Consider the following 12,430-nt stretch of genomic DNA (forward strand, 5'->3'; position numbering starts at 1 on the left):
CATGAGTCGAGCAACCTCAACCACCTGGCCGAAGCGCCTGGCGCCCTGGGCCCTGCCGGTCCTGCTGGTGGCGGTGTGGCAACTGGCGGTCAGTGCCGGCTGGCTGTCGACCCGCATCCTGCCGGCCCCTAGCGCGGTGGTGAGCGCCGGGGTCGAGCTGGTGCGCAGCGGCGAGATCTGGACCCACCTGGCCATCAGCGGCTGGCGTGCGGGGCTTGGCTTTCTCATCGGCGGCAGCCTGGGGCTGTTGCTGGGCTTCATCACTGGGCTTTCGAGCTGGGGCGAACGCCTGCTCGACAGCTCGGTGCAGATGATTCGCAACGTGCCGCACCTGGCGCTGATCCCGCTGGTGATCCTGTGGTTTGGTATCGACGAGTCGGCGAAGATCTTCCTGGTGGCGCTGGGGACGCTGTTCCCCATCTACCTGAACACCTACCACGGCATTCGCAACGTCGACCCGGCGCTGGTGGAGATGGCGCGCAGCTACGGCCTGTCGGGTTTCGCGCTGTTCCGCCAGGTGATCCTGCCGGGTGCGCTGCCGTCGATCCTGGTGGGGGTGCGTTTTGCCCTCGGGTTCATGTGGCTGACGCTGATTGTCGCCGAGACCATCTCGGCCAACTCCGGCATCGGCTATCTGGCGATGAATGCCCGTGAGTTCCTGCAGACCGACGTGGTGGTGTTGGCCATTGTCCTGTACGCGGTGCTTGGCAAGTGTGCCGACCTGGCCGCCCGTGGCCTGGAGCGTGTGTGGCTGCGCTGGCACCCGGCGTACCAGGTAGCGAAGAAGGAGGGCGCATGATGACCGTGCTCAAGGAACAGCCGCCACGCCTGCTGCGTGGCATTCCCCTGGCGGCCAACGACCTGCGTCGCACCTTTGGCCAGCGTGAAGTGCTGCGCGGTGTCGATTTGCACATCCCGGCCGGTCAGTTCGTCGCCATCGTCGGGCGCAGTGGCTGCGGCAAGAGCACCTTGCTGCGCCTGTTGGCCGGGCTCGACCAACCCAGCGGCGGTGAGCTGCTGGCGGGCGCTGCGCCACTGGCCGAGGCCCGCGAGGACACCCGGCTGATGTTCCAGGATGCGCGCCTGCTGCCCTGGAAGAAGGTGATCGACAACGTTGGCCTGGGGTTGTCCGGCAACTGGCGGCCCCGCGCCCTGGAAGCGCTGGATGCGGTCGGCCTGGCCGAGCGCGCCCATGAATGGCCGGCGGCCTTGTCCGGTGGCCAGAAACAACGGGTGGCCCTGGCCCGTGCGTTGATCCACCAGCCGCGCCTGCTGCTGCTGGACGAACCGCTCGGCGCGCTGGACGCCCTGACCCGTATCGAGATGCAGCAACTGATCGAGCGCCTGTGGCGCCAGCATGGTTTCACCGTGCTGCTGGTCACCCACGACGTCAGCGAAGCCGTCGCCGTGGCCGACCGAGTGATCCTGATCGAGGATGGCGCCGTCGGCCTGGACCTGGTCGTCGACCTGCCACGGCCGCGGGTGCGTGGTTCGCACCGCCTGGCGGCGCTGGAAAGCGAAGTGCTCAACCGTGTTCTTTCCGTCCCGGGCACACCGCCCGAGCCGGAACCTGTAGCGCCTTTGCCCACGCACCTGCGTTGGGCCCACTGAACCCCTGAAACCAGCAAAAGGAAGCACGCCATGACCATCAAAGCCATCAACGTACGCAACCAGTTCAAAGGTACCGTGAAAGAAATCCTCGAAGGCCCGGTACTGTCGGAAATCGACGTGCAGACTGCCTCCGGCATTGTCACTTCGGTGATTACCACCCGTTCTGTGAAGGAGCTGGAGTTGCAGGTGGGCAGCGAAGTGATCGCCTTCGTGAAGTCGACCGAGGTGTCCATCGCCAAGCTCTGATGCCTTGCTCGGCCCCTGTAGGAGCGGCTTCAGCCGCGATCACCCGCAAGGCGGGTGCCAGGCATCGTGTCGCCTGCATCGCGGCTAAAGCCGCTCCTACAGGATCTTTTTGGCCAGGTAAGGCGGCAGGTACAGCCCCAGGTAAGCCTCGAACACCCGCATCCCTTCCTCCGCCATGCGCGGGGTGATCTGCTCATGCAACTGCATCGAGCGGGCGTACACCCGGTCGCTCAGTTCCATCGCCAAGGCGAATACATCCACGTCCCTCGGCATCGCCGGTAGCTGGAAATGCCGGTCGAACAGCCGGTGCATCAGCTCGCCCAGCTCCAGGTCGTGCTGGCGGTCGGCCTGCACCACTTCACTCAGCCCATGCTGGGCCAGGATCAACTGGCGCGCCGCAGTGTCCTCGTTGTAGATGTCGAGCATGCGTTGCTCGATCAGCCGTGACAGACCGTGCCAGGTGCTGAACGCGGCGCTGTCTATCGGCGCACTCAAGGCCTCGCGAAAGGCCCGGTGCACATCAGCGGTCAGGGCCTCGAGCAGGGCCGGGACGCTGGCGAAGAAGTGGTACACCGACGACGGTGGAATCTGCGCCCGCTGCGCAACGCTGTAGATCGACAGCGCCGCCACGCCCTGGCCGGCCAGCAGCTCGCGGGCCGCGGCCAGGATCGCCTCGATCCTGGCCTGGCTGCTGGCGCGTGGCTTGCGCGGGGTGGCGGTGCGGTTCATCAGTTGCTGATCGCCAGGATGCTGGCCTGGTAGGCGCCGACGAACAGGTCGAAGTCGCCGACTTCCTGCTGTTCCAGGCGCGACTGCTCGGCCAGGGATTCGCGGGCGAGGGTCTCGTAGGCCTGCTGGCGTTCGGCGGGCAGCGGCTGCTCACGGAAGGCTTCGGCGTGCAGGCGGCTCTGGCGCAGGGAGAACTGGACGAAGGTCTCGTCATGTTCGGTCATGCGCGCCAGCACCTGGGCCGACGGTGTCAGTTCAGGGTCGTCGACCTTGGCCTGCTGCGTTTCCAGGGCCTTGGCGTGGGCGTTGCCGCCGTGGGCGCGGTCGAGCAGCCCGGCCAGCTGGCCGATGCGTTCGATCAACTCGGTGGCCCAGGCCTTCAGGGCGACTGGCTGGCCGTCACGGCGCAGTTCCAGGCCAGGGCGACGGCCTTCCTTGACCACGGTGAGGAAGTTGTCGGTGCACTGGCCGCATTCGCCGTTGTCCAGCTGCGGGCTCTCTTCCAGCGCGCAGAACAGCAGGAAGGCGTCGAGGAAGCGCGCCTCGGGCAGGTCGATGCCCACCGGCAGGAACGGGTTGATATCCAGGCAGCGCACTTCCACGTATTGCACGCCACGGGACATCAGGGCCTGGATCGGCCGCTCGCCGGTGTAGGTGACACGCTTGGGTCGGATGTTCGAGTAGTACTCATTCTCGATCTGCAGGATGTTGGTGTTCAGCTGCACCCACTCGCCATCCTTGTGCGTGCCGACCTCGACGTAGGGCGGGTAGGGCGTGCCCACCGCCTTGCGCAGGCTGTCGGTGTAGCTGGCCAGGTTGTTGTAGCAGGGCGTGAGGCCGGCCTGGGCGTTGCTCTGGTAGCCTAGGTCGCTCATGCGCAGGCTGGTGGCGTAGGGCAGGTAGAGCGTCTGTTCATCCAGCTCTTCGAGCTGGTGCGGGCGGCCACGCAGGAAGCCTTTGTCCAGGGTCGGCGAGGCGCCGAACAGGTACATCAGCAGCCAGCTGTAGCGGCGGAAGTTGCGGATCAGCGCGATGTAGGCCGAGGACTGGTAGTCGCGGTCGTTCTGCTCACCGCCTTCGGCGTCGCGCAGCAACGGCCACAGCGCCTCGGGCAGGGAGAAATTGTAGTGGATGCCGGCGATGCACTGCATGGTGCGGCCGTAACGCAGGGCCAGGCCCTTGCGGTACACGTGCTTGAGCTTGCCGATGTTCGAGCTGCCGTATTCGGCGATCGGGATGTCTTCCTCGGCCGGCAGCGCGCAGGGCATCGACGGGCTCCACAGGTATTCGCCACCGAGCTTGGTGTAGACGAACCGGTGGATCTCCTCGAGGCTGTCGAGCACCTTGGCAGGGTCAGCCAGGGCCGGGGTGATGAACTCCAGCAGCGACTCGGAGTAGTCGGTGGTGATCTGCTCGTTGGTCAGCGCCGAACCCAGGGCTTCTGGGTGCGGGGTCTGGGCCAGGCGACCGTCGTCGGTCACGCGCAGGCATTCGCGCTCAATGCCGTGCAGGCACTGCTTGAGCAGGTCGAGATTCGCGCCGAGCAGGCTCAGGCGGCGGTTGAGGAGGTCGCTCAAGATGGATTCCTTCACGCGTCAGTCGCCCCAATATGGGGGTAGAGGTGACGGTCTACAAGGGTAGTGGGGAAAGGAACTGGCGTTGTCGCCTGGTTTACGCGGTTCCAGCTAGGCTCAGCGTCGGTTCTGCACCCTTTCGCCGGCAAGGCCGGCTCCTACCTGGACGGTGTAGGAGCCGGCCTTGCCGGCGAAAGGGTGCATATGTTGCCGAAAATACCGCAGATGGGGCTGCGTCAGCTAGAGAACCGCGAAGGTTCCCTGCGCCTTGGCCACCAGTTTGTCGCCCTGAAGCACGTCGGCGTCGACCACCAGCGTGCGCCGTCCGGCATGCAGCACGCGGGCGGTGCACAGCACCTCACCCTCGCTGACGGCGCGCATGTAGTTGATCTTGCACTCGATGGTCACGCTCTGCTGGTCGAAGCCATGGCTGGCCGAGCAGGCCAGTCCCATGGCGATGTCCACCAGGCTGAAGATCGCCCCGCCGTGCAGCTTCTGCCCGCGGTTGCGCAGGTGCGGCGCCAGCGCCAGGGCCACCTCGGCCACGCCCGTGTCCAGGCGTTGCAGGCGGCAGCCCAGAAGCTGGCTGAAGGCGCTTTCGAGGTACTCCGGCGCGACGTCCATCACTTCTTCTTCAGTTGCTTGGCGTTGGCGAACAGTGCCGCCATGGCGTTGTTGGCCGGTGCCGCAGCGGTGGTCTCGCGTGGGCGCGGGGCCTGCTGCTGGCGGTTGCCGCCATTGCCACCGCGATTACCGCCGCGGTTGCCTTCGACCTTCTCGCCCGGGGTGTCGCTCATGCGCATGGACAGGCCGACGCGCTTGCGCGGGATGTCCACTTCCATGACCTTGACCTTGACCACGTCGCCGGCCTTGACCGCTTCACGGGGATCTTTGACGAACTTCTCCGACAACGCCGAGATATGCACAAGGCCATCCTGGTGCACGCCGATGTCGACGAAGGCGCCGAAGTTGGTGACGTTGGTCACCACGCCTTCGAGGATCATGCCCGGCTCCAGGTCCTTGAGGTCCTCGACGCCGTCCTGGAAGGTGGCGGTCTTGAACTCGGGGCGCGGGTCGCGGCCGGGCTTGTCCAGTTCCTGGAGAATGTCGGTGACGGTCGGCAGGCCGAAGCTTTCGTCGGTGAACTTCTTCGGGTCCAGGCGCTTGAGGAAACCGCTGTCGCCGATCAGCGAACGGATGTCGCGGTCGGTGTCGGCGGCGATGCGTTGCACCAGCGGGTAGGCTTCCGGGTGCACCGCCGAGGCGTCCAGCGGGTTGTCACCGTTCATCACGCGCAGGAAGCCGGCGGCCTGTTCGAAGGTCTTCTCGCCGAGGCGGCTGACCTTCTTGAGGGCGGCGCGGGTGGCGAACGGGCCGTTGGCGTCGCGGTGGGCGACGATGTTCTGCGCCAGGGTGGCGTTGAGGCCGGAGATGCGGGTCAGCAGCGCCACCGAGGCGGTGTTGACGTCCACGCCGACGGCGTTCACGCAGTCCTCGACCACGGCGTCCAGACCACGGGCCAGCTTCACCTGCGACACGTCGTGCTGGTACTGGCCGACACCAATGGATTTCGGGTCGATCTTCACCAGCTCCGCCAGTGGGTCCTGCAGGCGGCGGGCGATGGACACCGCGCCACGGATCGACACGTCCAGGTCGGGGAACTCGCGGGCGGCCAGTTCCGAGGCCGAATACACCGAGGCGCCGGCCTCGGAGACCATGATCTTGGTGATCTTCAGCGCTGGATATTTCTTGACCAGCTCGGCCACCAGCTTGTCGCTCTCGCGGCTGGCGGTGCCGTTGCCGATGGCGATCAGTTCGACCGAGTGCTTGGCGCACAGCGCGGCCATGATCGAGATCGTGCGGTCCCAGTCGTTCTTCGGCGCGTGCGGGTAGACCGTAGTGTGGTCCAGCAGCTTGCCGGTGGCATCGACCACGGCAATCTTGCAGCCGGTGCGCAGGCCCGGGTCGAAGCCCAGCGTTGCGCGCGGGCCGGCAGGAGCGGCCAGCAGCAGGTCGTGCAGGTTGTGGGCGAAGACGTTGATCGCCTCGCCTTCGGCATTGTCGCGCAACTCGCCGAACAGGTCGGTTTCCAAGTGGGTGTACAGCTTGACCTTCCAGGTCCAGCGCACCACCTCGCCCAGCCACTTGTCGGCCGGGCGGTTGCGGTTCTCGATGCCGACATGGTTGCCGATCATCAGCTCGCACGGGTGCAGGGTGCCCGGCAGCTCTTCGCCGACTTTCAGCGAGGCGCTCAGCACGCCTTCGTTGCGCCCGCGGAAGATCGCCAGGGCACGGTGCGACGGCGCGGTGCGCAGCAGTTCGTCATGGGCGAAGTAATCACGGAACTTGGCGCCTTCCTCTTCCTTGCCAGCTACTACGCGGGCAGTCAGCACCGCTTCCTGCTTGAGGAAGTTGCGCAGCTTGTCGAGCAGGGCGGCGTCTTCGGCGAAGCGCTCCATGAGGATGTACTTGGCGCCTTCCAGGGCGGCCTTGACGTCGGCCACGCCCTTGGCCGTATCGACGAAGCGTGCGGCTTCGCTTTCCGGGTTCAACTGCGGGTCGTTGAACAGGCCGTCGGCCAACTCGCCCAGGCCGGCTTCCAGGGCGATCTGGCCCTTGGTGCGGCGTTTCTGCTTGTACGGCAGGTAGAGGTCTTCGAGGCGGGTCTTGGTGTCGGCCAGCTTGATCTCGCGGGCCAGCTCCGGGGTCAGCTTGCCTTGCTCCTCGATGCTGGCCAGGATGCTGGCGCGGCGCTCGTCGAGTTCGCGCAGGTAGCGCAGGCGCTCTTCCAGGTGGCGCAGTTGGGTGTCGTCCAGGCTGCCGGTCACTTCCTTGCGGTAACGGGCGATGAAGGGCACGGTCGAGCCTTCGTCCAACAGGCCCACGGCCGCTTCGACCTGTTGCGGGCGTACGCCCAGTTCCTCGGCGATACGGCTGTTGATGCTGTCCATGAAAACCACCTGACAAATAGTGAATGCAAGGCCGCGGGTGGGCGTTCAGGCCCGGCGGCGCTGGGTGAAAGGCGCGCATTATACCCATCGCGTCGGGCTTGCGGTGATGGCGCCGCGCCAGCCGACGATGGGGCGACAGTGGCATGCCGGGAAAAATCTGCTAACAATGCACACGGCACGCGCTGCAATGGCTACGCCATAATGCGCGGCGATATCAGAGGAGACATTCATGACCAGCACCGCAAACGCCGTAGAAGGCGACAAGATTCTCATCGTCGACGACGACCCGGGCCTGAGCAGCCTGCTGGACCGCTTCTTCACCAGCAAGGGCTTCCGTGTCCGCACCGTACCGAACGTCGAACAGATGGACCGCCTGCTGGCCCGTGAAGTGTTCAACCTGGTGGTGCTCGACCTGATGCTGCCGGGCGAGGACGGCCTGTCCGCCTGCAAGCGCCTGCGCGCGTCGAACAACCAGATCCCGATCATCATGCTCACCGCCAAGGGCGATGAACTCAGCCGTATCAAGGGCCTCGAACTGGGCGCCGACGACTATCTGGCCAAACCGTTCAACCCCGACGAACTGGTGGCCCGGGTCAAGGCCGTGCTGCGTCGCCAGGCCCCGAGCGTGCCGGGTGCCCCTGGCAGCGAGGAAGAGACCGTCACCTTCGGCGACTACGAGCTGTCGCTGGCCACCCGCGAACTCAAGCGCGGCGAAGAGACGCACATGCTCACCACTGGCGAGTTCGCCGTGCTCAAGGCCCTGGTGATGCACGCCCGCGAGCCGCTGACCCGCGACAAGCTGATGAACCTGGCCCGCGGCCGTGAGTGGGACGCCCTGGAGCGCTCCATCGACGTGCAGATCTCGCGCCTGCGCCGCATGATCGAGCCCGACCCGTCCAAGCCCCGCTACATCCAGACCGTGTGGGGTGTGGGTTATGTCTTCGTGCCGGATGGAAACGCCGGAAAATGAGCCTGCCGGCTCGTCCGGGTGCAACAGGGCGACTCATGCGAGTCGCCCTGTTTTCGTCTATGGCGTCCGGCCTTTTCAGCACAGTAGTTGATCGATGAAAACCCCTCTCTGGTTCCCGCAAAGCTTCTTCGCCCGCACCTTGTGGCTGGTACTGATCGTCGTGCTGTTCTCCAAGGCATTGACACTCGTCTACCTGCTGATGAACGAGGACGTGCTGGTCGATCGCCAGTACAGCCACGGCGTGGCACTGACGTTGCGCGCCTATTGGGCGGCGGACGAAGAGAACCGCGACAAGATCGCCGAGGCCGCTGGCCTGATCCGGGTCACCGGCTCCGGTGTGCCGGAGGGCGAGCAGCACTGGCCTTACAGTGAGATCTACCAACGCCAGATGCAGGCCGAACTGGGTGATGACACCGAGGTGCGGCTGCGCATCCACGCGCCGCCCGCGTTGTGGGTCAATGCACCGAGCCTGGGCCCGGGCTGGCTCAAGGTACCGCTGTACCCGCACCCGCTGCGTGGGCAGAAGATCTGGAACGTGCTCGGTTGGTTCCTGGCCATCGGCCTGTTGTCCACCGCGTCGGCGTGGATCTTCGTGCGCCAGCTCAACCAGCCGCTCAAGCGCCTGGTGTTCGCCGCCCGCCAGCTGGGCCAGGGGCGCAGTGTGCGCCTACCCATCAGCGATACCCCCAGCGAGATGACCGAGGTGTACCGCGCCTTCAACCAGATGGCCGAGGACGTCGAGCAGGCCGGGCGCGAACGTGAGCTGATGCTCGCCGGGGTGTCCCACGACTTGCGCACACCGCTTACAAGGCTGCGCTTGTCGCTGTCGCTGATGGGTAATGAAAGCGACCTCAGCGATGACATGGTCCGCGACATCGAGGACATGGACGCGATCCTCGACCAGTTCCTGGCGTTCATTCGTGATGGGCGTGACGAGCCGGTGGAAGAGGTCGATTTGAACGACCTGATCTACGAAGTGGTGGCGCCGTATAACCAGCACAAGGAACAGGTGCGCCTGTGCCTGGAGCCGATTCCGCCCTTCCCGCTGCGGCGGGTGTCGCTCAAGCGCATGCTTGGCAACCTGATCGGCAATGCCCTGCACCATGCCGGCAAAGGCGTCGAGGTGGCCGCCTACGTGTCGGGCGACCAGAGCGCGCCCTATGTGGTGCTCAGCGTGCTGGACCGTGGCGCGGGAATCGACGAGTCGGAGCTGGAGACCATCTTCAACCCGTTCATTCGCGGTGACCGGGCGCGGGGCGGCAAGGGCACCGGGCTGGGGTTGGCGATCGTCAAGCGGATCGCCGCGCAGCATGGCGGCAATGTGGAGTTGCGCAACCGCTCCGGTGGCGGAATCGAGGCACGGGTGAGGTTGCCGTTGGGGCTGTTGCTGCCGCGCAATGCCGTCTAAAGACAAGCCCAGCCCTTTGTAGGAGCCAGCTTTGCTGGCGAAGAGGCCCGCACCGGCAGCATTGGACAGTTGCCTTGCGCTGCCGCTGCTGGCCCCTTCGCCGGCAAGCCGGCTCCTACAGGGTGTAGCGTATGCTTATCCTTTGCCCTTGGTCCGCGTCTGATTCGGCCCGCTGTTCTTCTCCAGGTGCTCGATGATCATCCCGGCCACATCCTTGCCGGTAGTCACTTCGATCCCCTCAAGCCCTGGTGACGAGTTCACTTCCATCACCAGCGGTCCATGGTTCGAACGCAGGATATCCACCCCCGCCACGCTCAAGCCCATCACCTTGGCTGCGCGAATGGCGGTCATGCGCTCCTCCGGGGTGATCTTGATCAGGCTGGCCACGCCCCCGCGATGCAGGTTGGAGCGGAACTCGCCAGGCTTGGCCTGGCGCTTCATCGAGGCGATCACCTTGTCGCCCACCACGAAGCAGCGGATATCAGCACCGCCGGCCTCCTTGATGTACTCCTGAACCATGATGTTCTGCTTCAGGCCCATAAACGCCTCGATCACCGACTCGGCGGCCTTGGTGGTCTCGCACAGCACCACGCCGATGCCTTGGGTACCTTCGAGCACTTTGATCACCAGGGGTGCGCCGTTGACCATCTGGATCAGGTCGGGGATATCGTCCGGGGAGTGGGCGAAACCGGTGATGGGCAGGCCGATGCCGCGACGCGACAGCAGTTGCAGCGAGCGCAGCTTGTCCCGCGAGCGGGCGATGGCTACCGATTCATTGAGCGGGTAGACCCCCATCATCTCGAACTGGCGCAGCACCGCACAGCCGTAGAAGGTGACCGAGGCACCGATGCGCGGGATCACCGCGTCGAAACCTTCAAGCGGCTTGCCGCGGTAGTGGATCTGCGGCTTGTGGCTGGCAATGTTCATATAGGCCCGGAGCGTGTCGATCACCACCACTTCATGGCCCCGCTGGGTACCGGCCTCGACCAGGCGGCGGGTGGAATACAGACGCGGATTGCGCGAGAGCACAGCGATCTTCATGCAGCACCTGTGACAGGGGAAAGGGTGGCCGGGAAGGCCGGTTTGTCCTGGACGTACTTGAGGCCGGGGTTGACCACCAGCTGGCCGTGGATGAGCGCCTTGGAACCAAGCAACAACCGGTAGCGCATGTTCTTGCGGCAGGCCAGGGTGAACTCGACCTCCCAGACGCGATCACCCAGCGCCAGGCTGGTGCGGATCACGTAGCGGGTCTGGGCGTGGCCGTTGGAGCTCTTGATGGTCTTCATGGTCACCAGCGGCGCCTCGCAGCGGCGATGGCGCAGTTGCACCACCGAGCCCAGGTGCGCGGTGAAGCGCACCCACGGCTGGCCGTCGCGTTCGAAGGGCTCGACGTCGGTGGCATGCAGGCTGGAAGTGCTGGCGCCAGTGTCGATCTTGGCGCGCAGGCCGGCGACACCGAGGTCGGGCAGGGCGACCCACTCGCGCAGGCCGATCACAGTCAGGTGGTCAAATGTCTTCACGAAGCGTGCCCTGCGGATGAGGTGGTGAACTGTAATGACGGCACGGATTTTTTGCATCCGTCAGTCACGGTAGTACAGTTCCGTGAAAGACAGAATTCGAGGAAAAACCATGGCACAAAAGCCTGAAGACGACGACAAGGTGCGCCTGGACAAGTGGTTGTGGGCGGCGCGCTTCTACAAGACCCGCGCCCTGGCCAAGGCGGCCATCGAGAGCGGCAAGGTGCACTGCCGGGGCGAACGTTGCAAGCCGGGCAAGGAGCCGCGGGTGGGCGACGAGTTCGTGCTGCGTACAGGCTTCGACGAGCGCACCGTGGTGGTCAAGGCACTGTCGGTGGTGCGGCGTGGGGCGCCGGAGGCCCAGACACTGTATGAGGAAACGCCCGAGAGCGTGAAGCGGCGCGAGCAGGCGGCCGAAATGCGCAAGGCGGGGGCGATGGGAGTGACCACCGACGGGCGGCCGACCAAGAAGCAGCGGCGGCAGATTCACCAGCTGCATGGCAGTTTCGAGTAGGCGGCCTGTTCGCCGGCAAGCCGGCTCCTACAAGGTCTATAGGAGCCGGCTTGCCGGCGAACATTCGATCAGGCGGCGCGGATCACGCTCATCCGCCCGACCAATGGCAATCTACCGAGCAGATCAAACAACGGCGCCGTCCAGCGCACCAATGCCGCGCTGGCCTTGGCCGCCAGCGGCGTGTGGCAGCTCCAGCCCAGGGCCAGCACGGCCATCAGCAACCCGCCGATGTAGTCGTCCTGCCCCCAGTGCGCGCCTGCCACCAGGCGCGGCAGCATGAACAGGCAGGCCAGCGACCAGATCGCCAGGTGCTGCACCAGGCGCCGGCTGAACAGGCTCATGAACAGCGCCCAGATCAGCAGCACCGAGGCGTGGTCACCCGGGAAACTCTGGCTGGAACGGTCCTTGAGTTCCCACTTTTTCTCCAGGTTCGGGTAGTAGTCGCTCAGGTGCACGGCGTTGTCGAACACCATCGATGGGCTATTGTGTTGCCAGCCCATTGCACTGACCCACTTGGAAAACAGCGCGCGAATCACCACTAAGAGGAGCAGGGTCACCAGGAAGGCGAAAAACGCCTGGCGTACCTGGACCGCCTTGAACACCCAATCGCCGCGTACCAGCAGCGACAGCATGATCAACCCGACCAGGATGTCGAACGGCCGCAGGCTGCCGACCGCCCAGATGGAGCGCCAGACCACGTTGTCGGCCAGCGGGGCATTGAGGCCGTGGAACAGCCACTCGTCGAAAGTCAGGCAAAGGATCTGGCCAACGGGCCACAACCAGAAACACAGTAGGGCAATGGGCAGCAGCGTGCAGGCTGCCAGGGGGCCCCAGGACCACCTTGCTTGGAACAGTGGTCGATTATCCATAAAATACCTCGATCTCCAGCGGCAAATGAGCACCCTGCGGG

The 12,430-nt window shown here is 65.3% G+C and carries 13 protein-coding genes; 6 read left to right on the plus strand and 7 right to left on the minus strand.

What is annotated here, in order from left to right; genetic code table 11:
* The first annotated feature begins 1 nt into the window (after position 1).
* Genes ssuC through PSEEN_RS00995 form a run of 3 tightly spaced genes read left to right on the plus strand, consistent with a single transcriptional unit; the run spans position 2 to position 1,857 of the window.
* Positions 2-799, plus strand: coding sequence for an aliphatic sulfonate ABC transporter permease SsuC (gene ssuC / locus PSEEN_RS00985; RefSeq protein ID WP_011531648.1), 798 nt, complete (start codon positions 2-4; stop codon positions 797-799).
* Complete coding sequence (gene ssuB, locus PSEEN_RS00990; protein WP_011531649.1) at positions 799-1,611, plus strand: aliphatic sulfonates ABC transporter ATP-binding protein; 813 nt, start codon at positions 799-801, stop codon at positions 1,609-1,611. Before ssuC ends, ssuB begins: the two co-directional genes overlap by 1 nt.
* 30 nt (positions 1,612-1,641) lie before the next feature.
* The gene (locus PSEEN_RS00995) at positions 1,642-1,857 is read left to right on the plus strand and encodes a TOBE domain-containing protein (protein ID WP_008095172.1); all 216 of its coding nucleotides are present in this window, start codon (positions 1,642-1,644) and stop codon (positions 1,855-1,857) included.
* A 96-nt stretch (positions 1,858-1,953) separates the two neighbouring features.
* Here the strand turns inward: PSEEN_RS00995 and PSEEN_RS01000 are convergent, their stop codons facing one another.
* The 4 genes from PSEEN_RS01000 to PSEEN_RS01015 form a co-directional block, all read right to left on the minus strand.
* The gene (locus PSEEN_RS01000) at positions 1,954-2,586 is read right to left on the minus strand and encodes a TetR/AcrR family transcriptional regulator (protein WP_011531650.1); all 633 of its coding nucleotides are present in this window, start codon (positions 2,584-2,586) and stop codon (positions 1,954-1,956) included.
* Complete coding sequence (gshA, locus tag PSEEN_RS01005; RefSeq protein WP_162042903.1) at positions 2,586-4,163, minus strand: glutamate--cysteine ligase; 1,578 nt, start codon at positions 4,161-4,163, stop codon at positions 2,586-2,588. Before gshA ends, PSEEN_RS01000 begins: the two co-directional genes overlap by 1 nt.
* A 237-nt stretch (positions 4,164-4,400) precedes the next feature.
* Positions 4,401-4,784: a PaaI family thioesterase gene (locus PSEEN_RS01010; RefSeq protein WP_011531652.1), complete on the minus strand. Its 384-nt coding sequence runs from the start codon at positions 4,782-4,784 to the stop codon at positions 4,401-4,403.
* The gene (locus tag PSEEN_RS01015) at positions 4,784-7,111 is read right to left on the minus strand and encodes a Tex family protein (RefSeq protein ID WP_011531653.1); all 2,328 of its coding nucleotides are present in this window, start codon (positions 7,109-7,111) and stop codon (positions 4,784-4,786) included. The genes PSEEN_RS01010 and PSEEN_RS01015 overlap by 1 nt, the downstream gene beginning before the upstream one ends.
* 229 nt (positions 7,112-7,340) lie before the next feature.
* Between PSEEN_RS01015 and ompR the strand changes: the two genes are divergently transcribed.
* Positions 7,341-8,081, plus strand: a complete 741-nt coding sequence (ompR, locus tag PSEEN_RS01020; protein WP_011531654.1) for an osmolarity response regulator transcription factor OmpR — start codon at positions 7,341-7,343, stop codon at positions 8,079-8,081.
* 94 nt (positions 8,082-8,175) lie between these two features.
* Complete coding sequence (locus PSEEN_RS01025; protein WP_011531655.1) at positions 8,176-9,489, plus strand: ATP-binding protein; 1,314 nt, start codon at positions 8,176-8,178, stop codon at positions 9,487-9,489.
* Positions 9,490-9,624: 135 nt separating this feature from the next.
* Here PSEEN_RS01025 and rimK read toward each other — a convergent pair whose 3' ends face one another.
* A complete protein-coding gene (gene rimK, locus PSEEN_RS01030) occupies positions 9,625-10,530 on the minus strand; it encodes a 30S ribosomal protein S6--L-glutamate ligase (RefSeq protein WP_011531656.1) in 906 nt (301 codons plus the stop codon).
* The gene (rimB, locus tag PSEEN_RS01035; protein WP_011531657.1) at positions 10,527-11,009 is read right to left on the minus strand and encodes a retropepsin-like aspartic endopeptidase RimB; all 483 of its coding nucleotides are present in this window, start codon (positions 11,007-11,009) and stop codon (positions 10,527-10,529) included. The genes rimK and rimB overlap by 4 nt, the downstream gene beginning before the upstream one ends.
* 109 nt (positions 11,010-11,118) lie before the next feature.
* Between rimB and PSEEN_RS01040 the strand changes: the two genes are divergently transcribed.
* Complete coding sequence (locus PSEEN_RS01040; protein WP_011531658.1) at positions 11,119-11,520, plus strand: RNA-binding S4 domain-containing protein; 402 nt, start codon at positions 11,119-11,121, stop codon at positions 11,518-11,520.
* Positions 11,521-11,588: 68 nt separating this feature from the next.
* Here the strand turns inward: PSEEN_RS01040 and PSEEN_RS01045 are convergent, their stop codons facing one another.
* On the minus strand, positions 11,589-12,389 hold the full coding sequence (locus tag PSEEN_RS01045; RefSeq protein ID WP_011531659.1) for a phosphatase PAP2 family protein: 801 nt from the start codon (positions 12,387-12,389) through the stop codon (positions 11,589-11,591).
* Positions 12,390-12,430: the final 41 nt, after the last annotated feature.

The organism is Pseudomonas entomophila L48 (genome assembly GCF_000026105.1).
Classification (GTDB): Bacteria; Pseudomonadota; Gammaproteobacteria; order Pseudomonadales; family Pseudomonadaceae; genus Aquipseudomonas; species Aquipseudomonas entomophila.

Bases quoted from the DNA above. Each gene is read 5' to 3' on its own strand.
- ssuC (WP_011531648.1), top strand. From the start codon at position 2: ATGAGTCGAGCAACCTCAACCACCTGGCCGAAGCGCCTGGCGCCCTGG.
- ssuB (WP_011531649.1), top strand. From the start codon at position 799: ATGACCGTGCTCAAGGAACAGCCGCCACGCCTGCTGCGTGGCATTCCC.
- PSEEN_RS00995 (WP_008095172.1), top strand. From the start codon at position 1,642: ATGACCATCAAAGCCATCAACGTACGCAACCAGTTCAAAGGTACCGTG.
- PSEEN_RS01000 (WP_011531650.1), bottom strand. From the start codon at position 2,586: ATGAACCGCACCGCCACCCCGCGCAAGCCACGCGCCAGCAGCCAGGCC.
- PSEEN_RS01010 (WP_011531652.1), bottom strand. From the start codon at position 4,784: ATGGACGTCGCGCCGGAGTACCTCGAAAGCGCCTTCAGCCAGCTTCTG.
- PSEEN_RS01015 (WP_011531653.1), bottom strand. From the start codon at position 7,111: ATGGACAGCATCAACAGCCGTATCGCCGAGGAACTGGGCGTACGCCCG.
- ompR (WP_011531654.1), top strand. From the start codon at position 7,341: ATGACCAGCACCGCAAACGCCGTAGAAGGCGACAAGATTCTCATCGTC.
- PSEEN_RS01025 (WP_011531655.1), top strand. From the start codon at position 8,176: ATGAAAACCCCTCTCTGGTTCCCGCAAAGCTTCTTCGCCCGCACCTTG.
- rimK (WP_011531656.1), bottom strand. From the start codon at position 10,530: ATGAAGATCGCTGTGCTCTCGCGCAATCCGCGTCTGTATTCCACCCGC.
- PSEEN_RS01040 (WP_011531658.1), top strand. From the start codon at position 11,119: ATGGCACAAAAGCCTGAAGACGACGACAAGGTGCGCCTGGACAAGTGG.
- PSEEN_RS01045 (WP_011531659.1), bottom strand. From the start codon at position 12,389: ATGGATAATCGACCACTGTTCCAAGCAAGGTGGTCCTGGGGCCCCCTG.